Annotated in this window: 14 protein-coding genes and 1 riboswitch; of the genes, 9 read left to right on the top strand and 5 right to left on the bottom strand. The window is 64.3% G+C overall.

What is annotated here, in order from left to right:
- The first annotated feature begins 10 nt into the window (after positions 1-10).
- The gene (gene hutI / locus AC5RU9_RS12975; protein ID WP_494016758.1) at positions 11-1,249 is read left to right on the top strand and encodes an imidazolonepropionase; all 1,239 of its coding nucleotides are present in this window, start codon (positions 11-13) and stop codon (positions 1,247-1,249) included.
- On the opposite strand, the gene AC5RU9_RS12970 is transcribed toward hutI, so the two are convergent.
- Positions 1,250-5,632, bottom strand: coding sequence for an endo-alpha-N-acetylgalactosaminidase family protein (locus AC5RU9_RS12970; protein WP_494016757.1), 4,383 nt, complete (start codon positions 5,630-5,632; stop codon positions 1,250-1,252).
- Between the two features lie 275 nt (positions 5,633-5,907).
- Here AC5RU9_RS12970 and AC5RU9_RS12965 point away from each other — a divergent pair, with 275 nt between their 5' ends.
- Genes AC5RU9_RS12965 through AC5RU9_RS12945 form a run of 5 tightly spaced genes read left to right on the top strand, consistent with a single transcriptional unit; the run spans position 5,908 to position 10,387 of the window.
- On the top strand, positions 5,908-6,825 hold the full coding sequence (locus AC5RU9_RS12965) for an SIS domain-containing protein (RefSeq protein WP_494016756.1): 918 nt from the start codon (positions 5,908-5,910) through the stop codon (positions 6,823-6,825).
- Between the two features lie 9 nt (positions 6,826-6,834).
- Positions 6,835-7,770 carry an ROK family protein gene (locus AC5RU9_RS12960; protein ID WP_494016755.1) on the top strand — a complete coding sequence of 312 codons (936 nt, stop codon included), beginning with the start codon at positions 6,835-6,837 and terminating at the stop codon, positions 7,768-7,770.
- Positions 7,767-8,735 carry a 1-phosphofructokinase family hexose kinase gene (locus AC5RU9_RS12955; protein ID WP_494016754.1) on the top strand — a complete coding sequence of 323 codons (969 nt, stop codon included), beginning with the start codon at positions 7,767-7,769 and terminating at the stop codon, positions 8,733-8,735. The genes AC5RU9_RS12960 and AC5RU9_RS12955 overlap by 4 nt, the downstream gene beginning before the upstream one ends.
- Positions 8,717-9,571 (top strand): class II fructose-bisphosphate aldolase, encoded by an 855-nt coding sequence (locus AC5RU9_RS12950; RefSeq protein WP_211711630.1) that lies wholly within the window; start codon positions 8,717-8,719, stop codon positions 9,569-9,571. The genes AC5RU9_RS12955 and AC5RU9_RS12950 overlap by 19 nt, the downstream gene beginning before the upstream one ends.
- A 24-nt stretch (positions 9,572-9,595) precedes the next feature.
- Entirely contained in the window at positions 9,596-10,387 is a 792-nt protein-coding gene (locus AC5RU9_RS12945) for a DeoR/GlpR family DNA-binding transcription regulator (RefSeq protein ID WP_211711631.1), read from the top strand.
- Positions 10,388-10,396: 9 nt separating this feature from the next.
- On the opposite strand, the gene AC5RU9_RS12940 is transcribed toward AC5RU9_RS12945, so the two are convergent.
- Entirely contained in the window at positions 10,397-11,077 is a 681-nt protein-coding gene (locus AC5RU9_RS12940) for a histidine phosphatase family protein (RefSeq protein WP_494016753.1), read from the bottom strand.
- Between the two features lie 62 nt (positions 11,078-11,139).
- Between AC5RU9_RS12940 and AC5RU9_RS12935 the strand changes: the two genes are divergently transcribed.
- Complete coding sequence (locus tag AC5RU9_RS12935) at positions 11,140-11,913, top strand: CPBP family intramembrane glutamic endopeptidase (RefSeq protein WP_494016752.1); 774 nt, start codon at positions 11,140-11,142, stop codon at positions 11,911-11,913.
- Positions 11,914-11,995: 82 nt separating this feature from the next.
- On the opposite strand, the gene AC5RU9_RS12930 is transcribed toward AC5RU9_RS12935, so the two are convergent.
- Positions 11,996-12,634 carry a VOC family protein gene (locus AC5RU9_RS12930; protein WP_211711634.1) on the bottom strand — a complete coding sequence of 213 codons (639 nt, stop codon included), beginning with the start codon at positions 12,632-12,634 and terminating at the stop codon, positions 11,996-11,998.
- Positions 12,635-12,838: 204 nt separating this feature from the next.
- Between AC5RU9_RS12930 and AC5RU9_RS12925 the strand changes: the two genes are divergently transcribed.
- Positions 12,839-14,179, top strand: a complete 1,341-nt coding sequence (locus tag AC5RU9_RS12925) for a bifunctional o-acetylhomoserine/o-acetylserine sulfhydrylase (RefSeq protein WP_494016751.1) — start codon at positions 12,839-12,841, stop codon at positions 14,177-14,179.
- A gap of 172 nt (positions 14,180-14,351) precedes the next feature.
- Positions 14,352-14,468: riboswitch (SAM riboswitch) on the top strand.
- Between the two features lie 14 nt (positions 14,469-14,482).
- Positions 14,483-15,604, top strand: a complete 1,122-nt coding sequence (gene metX / locus AC5RU9_RS12920) for a homoserine O-acetyltransferase MetX (protein ID WP_494016750.1) — start codon at positions 14,483-14,485, stop codon at positions 15,602-15,604.
- 21 nt (positions 15,605-15,625) lie between these two features.
- Here metX and AC5RU9_RS12915 read toward each other — a convergent pair whose 3' ends face one another.
- Together AC5RU9_RS12915 and AC5RU9_RS12910 are read right to left on the bottom strand one after the other, a co-directional pair.
- Entirely contained in the window at positions 15,626-16,060 is a 435-nt protein-coding gene (locus AC5RU9_RS12915) for a hypothetical protein (protein ID WP_494016749.1), read from the bottom strand.
- Positions 16,061-16,127: 67 nt separating this feature from the next.
- Entirely contained in the window at positions 16,128-17,282 is a 1,155-nt protein-coding gene (locus AC5RU9_RS12910; RefSeq protein WP_494016748.1) for a winged helix DNA-binding domain-containing protein, read from the bottom strand.
- Positions 17,283-17,305 lie beyond the last annotated feature (23 nt).

Here is a 17,305-nt window from a genome sequence, read left to right as displayed (position 1 = left end):
CAATAGGGTCATGAGCGGAATCAGGAACGGGAACACCGGCAGCACACTCATCACCAACATCGGCGAGCTGATGACCCAGGACCTTGAGCACCGGGTCCTCAAAGACGCGGCCATCGTCTTCGAAGGTGAGCGCATCGCATGGATGGGGTCCAGCGCAGACGCCCCATCTGCCGATGAAAAAATCGACGCCGAGGGCCGGGCCGTCTTGCCCGGCTGGGTGGATTCGCACTCGCACCTGGTCTTCGCAGGTGATCGCACTGCCGAGTTCGAGGCCCGCATGGCCGGCGAAAGCTACAGCGCCGGCGGAATTGCCGTCACCACCGGGGCCACCCGAGCAGCCAGCGACGACGAACTGACCCGCCTCGTGCGGGACCGCGTGGCCGAGGCAGTCTCCCAAGGCACCACCTACCTTGAAAGCAAGACCGGTTACGGGCTGGACGTGGAAAACGAGGCCCGGAGTGCCCGCATCGCCAAAGCGGAAGTGGATGAAGTCACCTATCTTGGTGCGCACTTGGTCCCGAAAGGCTCCGACCCTGAGGAGTACACGGACCTGGTCTGCGGTCCAATGCTCGACGCCGTCCTGCCGTATGTCCGCTGGGCCGATGTTTTCTGTGAGCGGGGTGCCTTCACCGAGGACCAGTCTCGCCGTGTCCTCACTGCCGCCCGCGATGCCGGTCTGGGGCTCCGAGTGCACGGCAACCAGCTTGGCGAGGGTCCCGGTGTTGCCTTGGCCGTCGAGTTCGCGGCTGCGAGCGTCGACCACGTCAACTACCTTTCCGACAAGGACGTGAGGGCGCTCGCGGAAACGTGGGCCGGCTGGGATCCGGCGACGGGGAGCGGGACGAAGGGCACCGTGGCAACCTGCCTGCCCGCCTGCGACCTGTCCACCCGCCAACCTTTGGCGCCCGGTCGCGAGCTGATCGACGCCGGCGTGCAGATCGCGCTGGCGGCCAACTGCAATCCCGGCACCTCTTACACCAGCTCCATGGCGTTCTGCGTCACCACGGCCGTGCTCCAGATGCACCTGAGCGTTCACGAAGCCGTCCGTGCGGCGACGTACGGTGGCGCCTTGGCGTTGGGCAGGGAGTCAGGGAACGACGCCGACGGCGAACGGGCGGTGGGTTCCCTCGCCGTCGGTCATCGCGCCGACCTGCACATGCTCAAGGCGCCGTCGGCCACGCACCTGGCCTACCGTCCCGGTATCCCGCTGACACACTCGGTGTGGCGGGCGGGCGTACGCGCCGTCTGATTAGGCGCAGCTGAACTTCGCGTCCGCCCAGTCACCCCAGTCGTCTCCGGCATCGTCGCCGTTCCTGTCGGCGATCAGCTCGACGTTCCGGACACCGGTGATGTCCACGTTGAGGGGAAGTGCGGCCGAGTCGGCGCTAAGGACCGGTGTTCGGAGCAGTTCGCGGCCATCACCCTTGACGATGAAGACCACCGAACCGTGCAGGCCCTTGTTCAGCTTCGCGTCGTCCACTCCCACGAGGGCTTTGAACACGGTGCATTTGGCCTCCGTGGCGATGCTGATCTTCGAGTCGGCGTGGACGCCAATGCCCTTGGGATAGACGACGCCGTCGAGCCGCAGTGCCGGTCCGTCACCGGCGTTCTGCTCACCGTTGGCCCGGTCACGTTCCGCGGGTCCCCAACCGTTGCTGCTGCCAATCCAGGGGAGGTCGGAGGCGAACACGGTGCCCGTCAGGACCGGGGCTGGCGGTTCTTGCGCCGTAGCGGAGCAGGTGAACTTGGCATCCGCCCAGTCCGCATGGTCGTTGCCGTTGGAATCGCCGGCGTCGTCGGCCACCAGTTCCACGTACTGGGCGCCGGTCACGTCCACGGTGAGCGGCAGGGGAGCACTTGTGGCTCCCAGCACCGGGGTAGTGACCTTGGTGGTGCCGTCAGCCACCACGGAGAACTTCACGCTGCCCCGCGTCGCTTGTGCATCATCGATGCCTACGGTCGCCGTGAAGGCAGTGCAGTATCCGCCAAGGTAGTACCGGACGTTCCCGTTGGCGTGGGCACCCAGCCCCTTGGCGTAAACGGTGCCGTTCAGCGTAAGCGGTGTTCCGTCGCCCGTGCCGGTGCCGCCGTTGGACTGGTCCTTCTCCACGGGGCCCCAACCGTTGGTGGCGCTGACCCAGGGATGGTCGCTGGCGTACACCGTGGCCTGGGGAGGTTTGGGCAAGGTCCGGACCGTGGTGGTGGTGCTGAGGGTTCGGCTCCCCGCCGGCTCTGTGGTGGTTGAATACGTGGCGCTCGCGGTGATGGGGTAGTCGCCGTCCGCCGAAGCCGGTGCTGTGACCTTCCAGGTGGTGGTCAGCGTACCGCCAGCGGGCAGGGTTGCCGCCGTTGCGGGAGTGGTCGGGGTTGCCGTCCACCCGGCGGGCAGCACGAGCGAGACGGCCACCCCGCTGACGGGAGCTGGTTCGTCGGAGGCGAAGGTGGTGACGAAGTCCTGGGCCTTGCCTTGCTGGACAACATCGCCTTGAAGTGCCGCCGAGAGTTGCGCGCAGGCCGGGACGGCTTCGGAAGCGCCGAGGTCCTCCACCAGGAGGTTGTCCAGTGTGAAGTCCGAACCGTTGGAGCTGCCCGTTCGCTGCAGGCCGACGAAGTAGTCCCCGCAGAAGCCGGTGTCCAGGGTTTGCTCGAACCGGGTGGTGGACGTGGCGGCGTCGATCGCCTGGCCTCCCGTCACTGCCGGGCCGGCCTGCGAGTCGTAGCCCGAAACCCAGGCGTACTGTCCGGCCTTGGAGTTCTGGTAGTCGAACGACACCTTGTACTTGTGGCCGGCCTGGAACGGCTGGGTTGCCTCGGTGGTGCGGTACACCATGCCCGGTCCGCCGTTCGGGCCAAGGTTTTCGTCATGGGCAATCAGTGACCAGTTACCGCCCAGCACTTCGTCGATCACGTTCGTGTTCCAGCCCTTTTGGGTGAAGGGTTCGCGGCGTTCGGTGATGTGCGTGCGCGGGTCCGTGGAGCCGCCGGCGTCGCCCTTCACGAACGGTCCCCAGCCTTGGTCTACGTTTTCGAAGTCCTCGCTGAGCACGCCTGTTGTGGCCACCCGGGTGGTTTTCACCGCCCGGAAGTCGTCGACGCGCACTGTGGCATCGCCGTCGGCCGCCTTGACGCTGACGGTGGCTTTGGTGTCGTTCCGCGGCACATCAACCAAGACCCGGACGCGCTGGAATGCCGTCCCGTGCTTTTCGTCCCCGGCCACATAGTTTTCGGCGTTCGACGAGTCGATGGTGACGCTTTCGCTTGTACCGTCGATGTCTACGGTGAGAGTGGTGGGCCGGGCCTTACCGGGTTGGATTTCCACCCATGCGCTGACGGACTGGGTTCCGGCGTCGAGCTTCACTTCCTGGCTGATCGACGACGGCGTCGCACCCAGTTGGGCGTAGCGGCGCCCTTTGTCGTCGCGGACCTGCGTGACGTTGCCGGTGGGCTTCCACGGTGTGAGGTCCGTGCTGTTGAAACCGGGATCGTTGAAAGCCGTGCCTTCGCCGAAGTCCGCCTTCTTGGGGAGTGCGTTGTCCTTGGCTGTGAGGACGTAGGGCTGCTTGGCTGCGGAGGTGATGGTGACTTGGCCGTTGACCACTGGCACGTCAGACACTTTGACGCGGCCGTTGTCGGTCAGTTTGAACAGTTCAAGCGTGCCGGACTTGGCGAACTCCTTGGTCAGGGTCCACGTGCTGGCCCCGCCGGCCGGGTTGTAGTGGTACAGCTTGTCAGCCTTGCCGTCTTCCTTGGAGGACCACGGAAGCAGGTACGTTCCGCCCTGGAGGACCGATGCCCCACCGACGGTGATGTTGCGCTCGGCAGCGGTGTTTCCGGTCACGGCCACGCCATCGGCAAGGTCGATCCGGTCGGCCGTCCACTTGGTGATCGGGTGGTGCTGCAGGAATTTGGCCGGCAGGTTAGCCGTCCACACGTTCTCGCTGAACGCATTGAAGTCGTTCTGGCCGGTCCACCCTTCGAACTCCACAATGTGGCTGACCCCAAGCTTGGGGTCCGGGTTCCAGACATCTGATTGGGTGTTGTTGATGAAGCGCAGGATTTGGGAGTTGATTCCCTTGTTGGTGGAACCGCCGTACTTTTCGTCGTTGGCCCAGTGGGACCAGGTGTTGTTCCTGGAGAGGTGGTCTGCCCATTCGGAGCCCACCCGGAAGCCGTTCTTGACGAGCTCCTGCTGCAGGCGTTCGGCGAGCCAGCCGAACTCGTAATAGACGTCCACGTACACGAAGTCCAGGTTCTTATCGGTGGCTTCGCGCAGTTCCTTGATGCGTTGGGCGAGCTTGCCGGAGTTGATGTCCTGGCGCTGGTTGATGTAGTACGACTGGTCCAGCCAGTTCCAGCCGAGGCCCTTGTCCGCCCTCAGGAGGTCTTCGCTGAAGGACTTCGCTTCGGGGTAGATCTCAGTGGCATTGATGTGGACACCGAAGCTGGCGTTCCAGTCCTTGCCTTCCTTGACCAGCTTGTTGAGGTCTTCGAGCCCACCGGCGCGGGTGTTGAAGTTGTTGCCGTAGTCCGTGTTGGCCGAGTCGTGGCCCTCGCTGGTGTAGCCCTTGAGCATCGCCACCTGCCCCAGCCCGTCCGTTGCCAGGGAGATGCGTTTGACGTCGTCGAGGGTGCGGAGGAACGGGTGGGTCGCCTGGGAGGCAAAGTTGAAGGGGATGTGGGTGATCACGTTGTCCGGCGTCTGTTCGCCTTTGTTGGGACTGACTTGGATGGACCTCATGGCGATGGCCGCGTCCTGCCAGTCCACGCCACCGTCCGCGTTGGCGTCGGCTGTGATCGCCACCCGGGTCCACGGGAGTTCCTCGGTACTGTCGGAGCCTTCGGCCCGGTAGAGCCATTGGCCACTCGCCAAGCCCATGGAAACCCCGCCGGCACCGTCGCTCACAGCTTGGCGCCAGAAGCGTCCGCGATCTTTGGCGCCCGGCCCGGAGGATGTGTCGTAGAGGGCGTTGGATTCAACCGCGGCGCCCAGGGACGCGGTGTTGGCCAGTGCGTAGGCGGAGCTCTTGGCAACAGCATCCAGGGGCGTCGAGGCGGTGATCGGGGTGAACTCGTCGCCCGTGGTGCTCCGGTCCACGGAGAGGTTGGCCGTGGACACCTGGGCGCCCGGCTGCGTGGAGCCGACGGTCACCAGGTTCAATCGGGGGAGTTGCAGGGTTTTCACTTGGTACTCCGCCGTGTCCTTGATCTCCGTGACGTTGAACGAGACCACGTTCTTCTTCACCGAGAGTCGCGCCTTGATGACAGCGTTGCCGAATTCCGGAACGGTGAGGACGTAGTCCCGCGCATCTTTCCCCGAGGCGGCGGACGTACCAGTGACCGTGTATTCCGTGCCGTTGATAGTGACGGTGGTGAGCCGGGCGGTGGTCCCGTCCAGCCGGGCCCGGGTAGTGGTGTCGGTGTAGGCGAGGACCTGCGGGAAATTGGTGGCAACGTCCACCCGGAGCTGCCCGGAGGAGATGGTGGTGGTGTCGGTGGGGCTGATGGTCTCCGCGGGTTGGGTGGCGGAGGAGGCCGCTGCGGGTGGGAGGGCCAGCAGGCCCAGCGATGATGAGGCGACGACGCACGCCAAGCTCAGCGAGGCGAGCCGTCTGGGGGATGACAAGCGGGGCATGATGCTCCTTCTTGATTATTCCGAGCTAGTAACAGTCATGTTCTTGCGGACCACAATAAGACTGCTTCATCGGACAGAAGTTGACAAGAGTTAACAGGTAGTTAACTAAAAAGCACATCAAGGCACACGGTTTTGTTCGTTCCGCGCGCATCGTAGTCATGCGCGGATAATGCGCAGTCTTCTCTGCTTGATGATCCTTGTGAGATCGAAAATGATCGTTTAGTGTTTCTATAGATCAGAAAACGTCATTAACTTGAGCGGGAACGGGAACAACGATGAGCGAGAACACACTGGGCGCCTTCATGGAGGAAGAGCTGGTTTCCCAGCCGGACGTTTGGCAGCGCGCTGTTGAGCAGGCGGGGTCGGAGCAGCTGCTCCCCGCCGATGGCAAGCGCATCGCCGTCATCGGCTGTGGAACGTCCTGGTTCATGGCCCAGAGCTACGCGGCCGCCCGCGAATCCGCCGGTAAAGGCGTCACCGATGCATTCGCCGCCTCCGAGGCTTTCCTGAACCACAACAGCGCAGATCGCCAGTACGACGCCGTTGTGGCCATTACGCGCTCCGGCACCACCACCGAGGTACTTGAGATCCTGGCCGAGTTGAAGGGGATCGTCCCCACCGTCGCGATCATTGGTGACACCACGTCTCCGATCATCGAGCTGGCAGACGCTGTGATTGGCCTGCAATACGCCGATGAGCGTTCCGTCGTCCAGACCCGGTTCGCCACCACGGCTTTGGTCTACCTGCTCAGCAGCCTCGAAATCAACGTGCAGCAGGCCATCGAGGACGCCCGGGACGCAGTCAGCGCCCCCGTCTCCCAGGAACTGCTGGACGCGGAGCAGTTCACCTTCCTTGGCACCGGCTGGACGGTGGGCCTTGCCCACGAGGCAGGCTTGAAAATGCGCGAGGCAGTCCAGGGCTGGACCGAGTCCTACCCCGCCATGGAATACCGCCACGGCCCCATTTCCATTGCTGCACCCGGCCGCGTCACCTGGTTGTTCGGTGCCCAGCCTGAAGGTCTCGACAACGACATGGCAGTGACCGGCGCCCTTTACGTCCACACAGGCAAGCACCCCCTGGCCGAACTGGCCCGCGTACACAAAGTAACCCTTGAGCGTGCACGCGTCCGTGGACTCAATCCGGATCTGCCCCGCAACCTGACACGCTCCGTCATTCTCGACGCCTCAGCCTAGGCACCCGTCATGGTTCTCGGAGCCGCAGAATCACCCGTCCTGTCCTTTGACGTTGGCGGAACCGATATCAAAGCGGGTTTGGTGGATGCCCGGGGAAATGTCCTGGGCATGCGCCGTGTCCCTACGCCGTTGGACTCTTCCCGGCCGGGGGAGGCAGTGCTGGACCGGCTCGCGGAGCTTGCTGCCGAGTTGGCTTCCGAGTTCCCGGGATCGCCCGCGCGGGCCGCCGGGATCATCGTTCCGGGCATCGTCGACTCCGTGGCCGGGGTTGGTGTCTACTCCGCCAACCTTGGCTGGCGCGACTTCCCCTTCACTGCCGAAGCGGAGAAGCGGCTGGGCATCCCCGTTGCATTCGACCACGATGTCCGATCCGCCGCTGCCGTGGAACACAGCCTGGGTGGGTCCAGGGAGTTCAACGACGTTGTGGTGATGGTGGTAGGCACAGGCATCGCCGCTGCCGTCTTCTCGGGGGGAAAGCCCGTGACAGCGGGCGGCTTCGCAGGAGAGCTGGGCCATGCCCAGGTCCCGGACCCTGACGCCTCCGCCGGCGGCGCGGGCTCCACTATCCTCGAAGCCGTCGGCTCGGCCGGGGCCATCGCCAAGCGTTACCACCGCGCCTCGGGAAACAGGGTGAACGGGGCACACGGTGTACTGCTCCGGGCGAACGCGGGCGACGCGCTCGCAGCCCGTATCTGGGCCGACGCCGTGGACGCCCTCGCCTTCACCATCTGTCAATGCGTCAACATCATTGGTACCGAAGCCGTCGTGATCGGCGGTGGGCTCGCGGAAGCCGGTGAGGAGCTCCTGGAGCCCCTCCGCGCCAGGGTTGACCACATCCTCGATTTCCAGCGACGTCCACAACTGATCCGTGCCCAATTGGGACAGGACGCGGGCCTGTTGGGTGCGGCTTTGAACGCCCGGGCGCTCTTGGGAGGCAAACAGTGAATCGCGCTGCCGTGAACCGCATTATTACCGTCACCCCCAACCCGGCCATCGACATGACCTACACCGTCCAGGGGATCACCGAAGGTTCCAGCCACCGCGTCCCAACCCCCTTGAGCCGGGCCGGAGGCAAGGGCATCAACGTCGCCCGCGTCACCCACCAGCTGGGATATCCGGTGCTCGCGATTGCCCCGACCGGGGGTGCGGCGGGGCAGACCCTCGCCGCCGAACTATGGACCAGCGGGGTACCGCACACCCTGGTGGGAGTTGCCGCTGAGACGCGGCGAAGCATTGCACTGGTGGACACCGTCGCCGGAGAAACGTCCATCTTCAATGAGGAAGGGCAGGCGCTGCTGCCCGACGATTGGCGCTCGCTCCGGATCGCCGTGGTGGAAGCCGTGAGCGGTAACCGAAACCTTCCGGCCTCCGTCCTGGTCGGCTCGGGCAGCTTGCCGCCGGGCGCACCTGCGGATTTCTACCCGGAACTGGTGCGGTTGGCCCACGACGCCGGCATACCAGCCATCATCGACACTTCCGGTCCCGGGATCATCGCCGCCGCCAAAGCAGGCGCCGACATCCTCAAACCGAATCACCATGAACTTGCCGAGGCCACCGGCGAGTCCAGCCTCGAGGCAGCTGCGCTGTCACTGATTGCCATGGGGGCCCGCACGGTGCTGGTCAGTGCCGGCGCGGACGGCATGCTCGCCTTCGACCACGCCGCCCCGGGCGGCTACTGGAGCGCCCGCTTGCCGGAGGCGCTCAGCGGCAACCCCACAGGGGCGGGCGACGCCGGTGTGGCAGCTGCCGCCGTCGCACTCGCCGAAGGCGTCACCGAACCACGCGAAATCCTCCGGCGGGCCACCGCCTGGTCCGCCGCGGCGGTGCTCATGCCCGCAGCGGGCGAAATTTCGCCGCGCTACCAGGAACTTCAAGACCAACTGATCGTGACATGGAAGGAGACCCGGTGACCCTGGTCAACACACGGGAGCTGATGGACACAGCCGCAGCCAACGGCACGGGCCAAGGCGCGTTCAACATCATCCACATAGAGACAGCCGAGGGCCTGGTTGCCGGCGCCGAAGCCGCAGGCGTCCCGCTCATCCTGCAGATTTCCGAAAACTGTGCGAAGTATCACGGTGGGTTGGAGCCCATCGCCTCGGCCGCCCTCGCGATCGCCCGTTCCGCCGCTGTTCCCGTTGCCCTCCACCTGGACCACGCCGAGTCCGAGGACCTCGCGCTCGCCGCCGTCGATCTTGGCTTCGGTTCGGTGATGTACGACGGCGCGCACCTGCCCTACGAGTGGAACGTCGAAGTCACTCAGCGGGTGGCCAAATACGCCCACGAACAGGGCGTCTACGTTGAGGCCGAGCTCGGCAAGGTGGGAGGCAAGGACGGAGCCCACGCCCCTGGCGTCCGAACGGACCCCGCAGAAGCCCAGGCTTTCGTCGAAGCTACGGGCGTGGACGCCCTCGCGGTGGCTGTTGGCTCATCCCACGCCATGACCGAACGCAGTGCCGCCCTGGACCTGCACCTGATCTCCCGATTGAAGTCCGCGGTGGGCAAACCACTGGTCCTCCACGGCTCCTCCGGCGTCACAGACGAGGTGCTCGTAGCTGCTATCGCCGCAGGTATGACTAAAATCAACGTATCCACACATTTGAACGGGTTCTTTACCCGCGCCGTCCGTGAGTACCTCGATGCCAACCCTGCAGTGGTGGATTCCCGGAAGTACATCAAGGCCGGCCGGGATGCCCTGGTGCTGGAGTCCGCACGTATGCTGACGCTGTTCGCCAAAGCGAAATAGCAAGGAACCCGCGAAAGGCTCGTCATGACCCGCACCGATCGGCTGACCGCCATCCTTGACCTCCTGGCCGAGTCCGGCCATGTGGAAGTCGAGGACATCGTGACGCGTTTGGGCGTGTCGCCTGCCACGGCCCGCCGGGATCTCGACAGCCTCGCCAAGCAAAGGTTGCTCAGCCGGACCAGGGGCGGCGCCACCACCGGGTCCGTTGCCTACGACCTCCCCGGGCGATACAACCGGGACGACCACGCCGAGGCGAAGCAGGAAATCGCGGTGGCCGCGTCGTCGTTGATCCGACCCGGTGCCGTGATCGGGCTCAGCGGCGGTACCACCAACACGGCCCTGGCCCAGCTTCTCTCCACCCGCGAGGACCTCAACGCGCCGTCAAACAGGCCTACGTTGACCGTGGTGACCAACGCCATCAACATCGCCTCGCAACTGGCCGTCCGGCCCAACATCAAGATCATGGTCACCGGAGGCATCCTGAATCCCCGGTCCTACGAACTCGTGGGCCCCTACACGGATGTCATCATGCAGAAAGTCGCCCTGGACATAGCCTTCATCGGCGTCAACGGCGTGGACCCGGACCTCGGCCCCACTATCACCGACGAAGGCGAAGCCATGGTCAACACAGTGATGGCACGCCGGGCCACGGAGTCTTACGTCGTGGCAGACTCCTCCAAAGTGGGCCGGCGCTCCTTTGCCGCCATGTCCGGCTACGACTTCCGGCACCTCATCACCGACTCGGGCATCAGCGCCGAGGACAAGGCCGCATTCGAGGCCAAGGGCACCGAAGTCATCGTTGCGCCTGCCAGCTAGGGTTTGCTCCTAGAACCGCATCCTCGGCGCGTGGAGCACTGAATCGTCCACGTCCCTGGGCACCCACTGGGTGAACGGCAGGTCCAAACGGTACTGGTCGCCGTCGTCCTTGATCAGCGTGCGTAACGCGGCGTTTTCCGGGTTGTTTAGCGACTCGAAGTACTCCACCGTCCAGTGGAACCAGCGCATGCAGAACAGGCGCATGGTCAGGCCGTGTGTCACCAGCAGCGTGTTCGGTACATATGTGGGCTTTTGCCAGTGGCGGTAGAGCGTCTCCATGAACGAGGACACGCGGTCGTACACGTCCGAGCCTGACTCGCCCTCGCGGAAGCGATAAAAGAAATGGCCATAGAGGTTGCGCAGTTCCTTTTGGTCCTCGATGTCCCCGGCTATCTGGAAGTTGGCCCAGTCCTGTTCGCGCAGCCGTGGCTCCTCGATCACGCGCTCCACCAGGGACCCAAGGTTCATCGCCTCGAGTGTCTGGTAGGCGCGCAAATACGGTGACACGTACACGCAGACCTGCTCTCCGTCGAGCTTCCGGCGAAGATCGTCACCGGCAATCCGTGCCTGCTCCACCCCTTGGTCCGTCAAGGGGATCCGATAGTCCGGTACGCGGTTGTAAATGGACGTGTCGGCATTCGCGGCGGATTGGCCGTGCCGGATCATGAAAATTCGCTCAGGGGCACCCATCCCACCAAGCATAGGGCGGCGGTTCCCGGCAAAGTGGCAGGAACTGCAGGCAAAATAGGTACATGTTCCTTGCTTCCCGACGCCGGCTTCGCGCCGAAGTGCTGATCGTCCTTGGTCTGTCCCTGGGCCAGTCGGCCGTCTATTCGGTGGTCCAACTGCTGGACAAGATGACGCGGGCGCCGTTGGCGGATGCGACGTCGACGCTGAACAGATCCCAAAGCACCCGCGAATACTTCGACCTCACGTACCAGTTGCTGGACATCGTGTTCGCCCTGGTGCCCGTGGCCCTGGTGTTCTACTTCCTGTCCACGCAGGTCCAGGCAAACCGGAACGGCGACAACGGATCGGCGTTCGCCCGGCTGGGGTTCAATTTCGCCCGACCGGGCAAGGACCTGCTCCACGGCCTGGGACTGGCAGCAGCCATCGGCATCCCATCATTGGGCCTTTACGCGGCCGGCAGGGCCCTGGGCATCACGACGGCGATCGTGCCCAGTGGCCTGGACGCGTACTGGTGGACGGTCCCCGTGCTGATCCTGTCCGCGATCCGGCACGGGATCGTGGAGGAAGTGATTGTGGTGGGGTACCTGATGGACCGCTTCGGTAAATTCGGGTGGAGCACCCCAGTGGCCATCGGTGTCAGTGCAGTACTGCGGGGGAGTTACCACCTGTACCAAGGCTTTGGGCCATTCATTGGCAACGTCGTGATGGGCTTGGTCTTTGCCTGGATCTACACCAAAACCAAGCGGGTGATGCCCCTGGTGATAGCCCACGCGTTGCTGGACATCGTGGCTTTCGTTGGTTTCAGCCTGTTCGGGAAGGCAGTGGGCCTGGGGTAGGCGGCCCTTAAAAATATCCGGCCGCCATCGGTGGGTGACGTCATTGGCACCCGCTGATGGCGGCCGAAGCTTTGTGGAACGGTCAGATGGTGACGGCTCCGGAGGCTGTTTCGAAAGTAACAGCCATGATTCCCGGAGTACCCCGCGGTGCGATCCACTGGACTGCTACATCCTCCAGCGGCTTTTCCACCGGTTCGCCCAACCACTCGGTCACGCGTTCCGCCGAGCCCGCAATGGTGAGGCTGGACATCTTCACGTCACTCTCGTAGACCTTTGAAGGATGCAGGGTAGGGTCGCCCTCCCACTTGAGGAGGTAGGGCACCTGGGGATCGGCGATCAGGCCAAGAATTCCGATCTGCTGCCACACCAGTTCGCGGCCGTCGGGGAACTTCCGGTTGCCGGGTACGGCCGCGCGGCCAAGGCGCTCTTCGAAGGGGGCGAGGTCGTCAACGGCGACGCACCAGCCCATCCAGCCACCACCGGCAGCCGAGCGTGCACGGACTGCCTGGCCAAAGGGGGCTTTATCGGAAGCCGGGTGGTCCAGGACCTCCACAACCTCCAGGTACTTGTTATCCGCGAGGGGAATGATCATATTCCGGGTGCCGAAGCGCGGGTGCACTCCGCCCCGGACTGCGTCCACTCCCAATGCCGCGGAAATTCGTTCGGTAGTGGCCAGAAGGCCATCTCGTTCACAGGCGTAAGAGACGTGATCCATGCGCATGGCATCATCTTGGCACTTTGTGATCGGTGTCTCAGCTAAGCCATGCCTAACTAACATGGGATGTTACTGGCAGGGGTGCGGCAGCGTCACAAACGTACGCAGTGGGACCGAATCATTCCGCCAGCGTCACAAAGCTGTCCAAGGCCCGCAGGGTGTTCCTAGACTGGCCCCAGTTCACACCACTCCATACATTCGCTTGAACCCATGTGCCACGAACAGGAGAACTCCATGTCCCAAGGATGGTCTTTCGAAACCCGCCAGATCCACGCAGGCCAGGAGCCTGACGCCGCTACGGGAGCGCGCTCGCTGCCGATCTACCAGACCACGTCCTTCGTGTTCCCCAGTGCCGAGAGCGCAGCCAACCGCTTCGCGCTGGCCGAGCTCGCACCGATCTACACCCGAATCGGCAATCCCACGCAGGACGCAGTGGAGCAGCGGGTCGCCAGCCTTGAAGGTGGCCTCGGAGCACTCCTGCTCAGCTCCGGGCAAGCGGCGGAGACCTTCGCCATCCTGAACATCGCGGAGGCCGGCGACCACATTGTGGCTAGCCCAAGCCTGTACGGCGGTACCTACAACCTGCTCGCGCACACGCTGAAGAAGTTCGGCATTTCGGTCACCTTCGTGGCGGACCCGGACAACCTTGACCAGTGGCGTGACGCCGTGCAGCCGAACACCAAGCTCCTCTTCGGTGAAGTCGTCTCCAACCCGCGCCAGGACGTGCTGGACATCGAAGGTATCGCAGGGGTTGCGCACCAGGCCGGTGTGCCCCTGATCGTCGACAACACGCTGTCCACGCCCTACCTGATCCGTCCCATCGAATGGGGCGCCGACATCGTGGTGCACTCCGCCACCAAATACCTCGGCGGACACGGCTCGGCAATTGCCGGGGTGATCGTCGACTCAGGCAACTTCGACTTCGGCAAGGACCCTGAACGCTTCCCGGGCTTCAACACCCCCGATCCCAGCTACAACGGCCTGGTCTATGCCCGCGACCTCGGCAAGGACGGTGCGCTCGGCGCAAACCTCTCCTACATCCTCAAGGCCCGTGTCCAGTTGCTCCGGGACCTGGGCTCCGCCGTCGCGCCTTTCAACGCCTTCCTGATCGCCCAGGGCCTGGAGACCTTGAGCCTGCGCGTGGAACGCCACGTCGCCAACGCCACCAAGGTGGCCGAGTGGCTTGAAGCCCACGACGACGTCGAATCGGTCGCCTACGCAGGACTGCCGTCCAGTCCGTGGTACCAGCGCGGCAAGAAGTACGGCCCCAACGGCACCGGCGCCATCGTCGCATTCAACATCAAGGGTGGCGTTGAGGCCGGCAAGCGCTTTGTGGACGGGCTGGAGCTTCACTCCCACGTGGCCAATATCGGCGACGTCCGTTCGCTGGTCATCCACCCCGCCTCCACCACGCACAGCCAGTTGACCGCCGAGCAGCAGGAGGTTGCCGGCGTCAATCCGGGCCTGGTGCGCCTGTCCGTGGGCATCGAGCACGTGGACGACATCATCGCCGACCTTGAAGCGGGCTTCCGGGCAGCCAAGGGCGCCTAGCGAGCTGCCGGATCTCATCTCCACCAACATTTTGGAGCACCGCCCCGCGCCGCAGGATATTCGCAGGGCGGTGCTACAAAGTGCTCATTCTCGAAGGATGTGACCCCAAACCGTCACAGTGGTGTCATATTCTTCGCCAGATCGGCCCTGTTTTTCCTACACTCTTCCTATAGGTCACGAGTGCCAGCATGTAGCCCCGGCTTGCTGGCCGGCAACCCTCCTCCGCGGTGGGGTGCCCCGGGTGAAGACCTGGCCCGTTCGCGCGCAAGGCGACGGGCAAGCGCGAGGATAGGTGTCAAAGGAATGACCATCACTGCAACAGCCGTACCCACATCCGAAGAAGCAGACGGCACGGTCAAGTACGTCAGCATCGGTTCGCTCGAACTCGAGGGAGGTGGATTCCTCCCGGACGTCGTCCTGGCTTATGAAACGTGGGGGCGGCTCAACGCGGATGCCTCCAACGCCGTGCTCATCGAGCATGCGCTCACGGGCAGCACGCATGTGGCACGCGGGGCGACCGACGAGGAAGGGTGGTGGGAGCAACTCGTTGGACCTGGCGGCACCATCGATACCACCAGGTATTTCGTGGTCTCCATCAACATCGTGGGCGGCTGTTACGGGAGCACGGGCCCGTCCTCCGAAGCGCCTGACGGCAAACCCTGGGGATCGCGTTTCCCCCTGATCACCCTGCGCGACAGCACTGAGGCTGAAGCGAGGCTCGCGGACGCCCTGGGAATCAAGGCGTGGCATGCCGTACTCGGCGGTTCCATGGGAGGTGCCAGGGCCCTGGAATGGGCTGTGACGTTTCCCGGGCGCGTGAAACGATGCGCCGTGATCTCGGTGGGTGCGTACAGCACGGCCGAACAGATCGCGTTCGCACAGGCCCAAACACTCGCCATCCGGCAGGACCCGAACTTCAACAATGGCGACTACTACGGTGGCGCAGCCCCTGAAGACGGCCTGGCATTGGCCCGCCGGATCGCGCATATCACTTACCGCTCGGCCCTGGAACTGGATTACCGTTTCGGACGGGAGCCGCAGCACCAGGAGACGCCACTTGCTGCCGCCGTGCTCGCGGAGCGGGGCCGCTACCAAGTGGAGAGCTACCTTGACCACCAAGGGAACAAGCTCGTCCGACGCTTCGACGCGAACAGCTACGTCGCCATCACCGAAGCGCTGATGTCCCACGACGTGACCAGGGGCCGCGGCTCACTCGAAGACGCGCTGTCCCGGACCACGGCAGAGTTCTTCGTAGCGGCGGTGGACAGCGACAGGCTCTACTTCCCCGCGCAGTCGCGGGAACTAGCGGCCGCGCTTCCGGGGGACGTGCCGGTCCACGTCATCGAAGCACCGATTGGCCATGACGGCTTCCTGACCGAAATCGGCCAACTGTCGGCACAGCTCCGGCAGGCGTTCTTCTCGTAAGCCACAGCGTGGAGCGCTTGCTCAGCCATTCATGATGTCGCCGCGCTGCTTCATATAGTCCTCCATGGCGATCTCGCCGTTGCTGAACTTCGCGTCAAGCTCGGCCAGCTTCCGCGCCCGGTAGCCCTGCGGCTCCGAAACGTTGGCGGCGGGAGTTTGGATGGGGGATGAAGGGCTCGACGGCGGAGCCGCCTGCGGTGCCGGATCAGCCGGGCGGATGTCGGCTGGGTCAGTGGGGTATCCGGGGTAGTCCTGGCCCGGGTAGTTCGGGGCAGGGTAGTTGCGGGGAGGGTACCCCTGCTGCGGGTATCCGGGGCCGGGAAGATTCTGCGGTGGGTAGCCCGGGCCGGGGAAGTTGTTGTCCTGGAGCCGGCGGGCGCGCGAGCGGTTGTACATGCGGATTCCGAGCGGAATCAGCCACGAGCAGACGATGATCCAGAAGATCAGATTGTTCAAAGTGCAGGCCTCCTAGGTCTCCTCCCAGCTTAGACCCGATAAATCACGCCAGTTTTGGTCTGCTGAATCACACCAGTTTGGTCTGGAGGCCAACGAAACTCCCGTAACGGTGCACCTCGGCGTCCAGTGCGATGTCTTCATCCGGGGTCGTGGGCCGGTTCATCCTGATGTCGAGTTCGCAGACGCCGTTGGTGAATGCGTGCCGCCACCACCCTGCCAGGCGCCCGTCCACCAGGACAACGTGCAGCGGGCTGTTGTCCTCGGGGAAGTGCGGTGCCGTTCCGCCGAGATAGTGCCGGGACTGGGAGTAGCCCATCACGTACTCGTCGTAGCACTGGATGAGGTCCACCCGGGGGAGTGCCTCGTGCTGGGCCAGCCCGGACAGCGCTTCGACATCTTCGGATGCGAGGTGAAATTCCAGGCCATCGAAAGAAACCGAGTCAAGCGTCCCGGGGGAGACCTCGTGGGCAACGGTCAGACCCAGCTTCACGTCCTTCATGGTGAGGCCCGACCAGGCTGCACAGTCCTTGACTGTGGCAGGTCCACGGCTGGCGAAGTACCGCAGGGCCAGCCGGCCAAGGGCTTGTTCACGGTCCGTGCCTGTCAGCGGCCCACCCGCGGTGCCCGTGACCCGTTCGTCGAACAGGGCATAGGTCTGCTTCAGTGCACCACCCGCGGACCGGACGGGGGTGCCGCTGACCAGTATCCGACTGATTTCCGCGTGCATGAGTTGGTAAATGAACGCCAAACCCTTGCTGGGCAAACCGGCCGCGCCGAGGATCGCGGCGAGCTCTTCCCGGGTCTTGTGCGCCCCGCCCTCCACGGCACGCTCCAGGACGTGTCCGCTTCGGACTGCGGTTTCCTGGTTGATGCCGGTTTGCCGGTACATGCCTTTGTTTCCCTGATGGAGCCTGCCGGCGGACAACCCCATCAGCCAGCCGAGATCGTCCCGGTGAACAAAATGCCACGTGGGACGGAGGATGTGGGTGCGCAGGATGGTGCCGTCCGCCACGGCTTGTTCGACGTCGGCAGCGGTGACCATGGGCAGGGACTGGCACCTCTGTGCAAGCGTCCATCGCGCGTACGGAAATTCCTGTGACTGGACTGCCAGCAGGTTGCTGAGGGCTTCGGCCGCGGAGGCCGCATGAGGGGCGCGTAACTGCTGGCGCTTCATGCGAACCTGCCGGACCTTCCCGGCCAGGAGGGAACCGTCATCCGGCATGGTGTCCCTCCCCGGGGGTGAGC

This window comes from Arthrobacter sp. B0316-5-4, assembly GCF_059090325.1.
The sequence above is the reverse complement of the archived record's forward strand: the minus strand, read 5'-3'. Positions and strand labels throughout refer to the sequence as shown.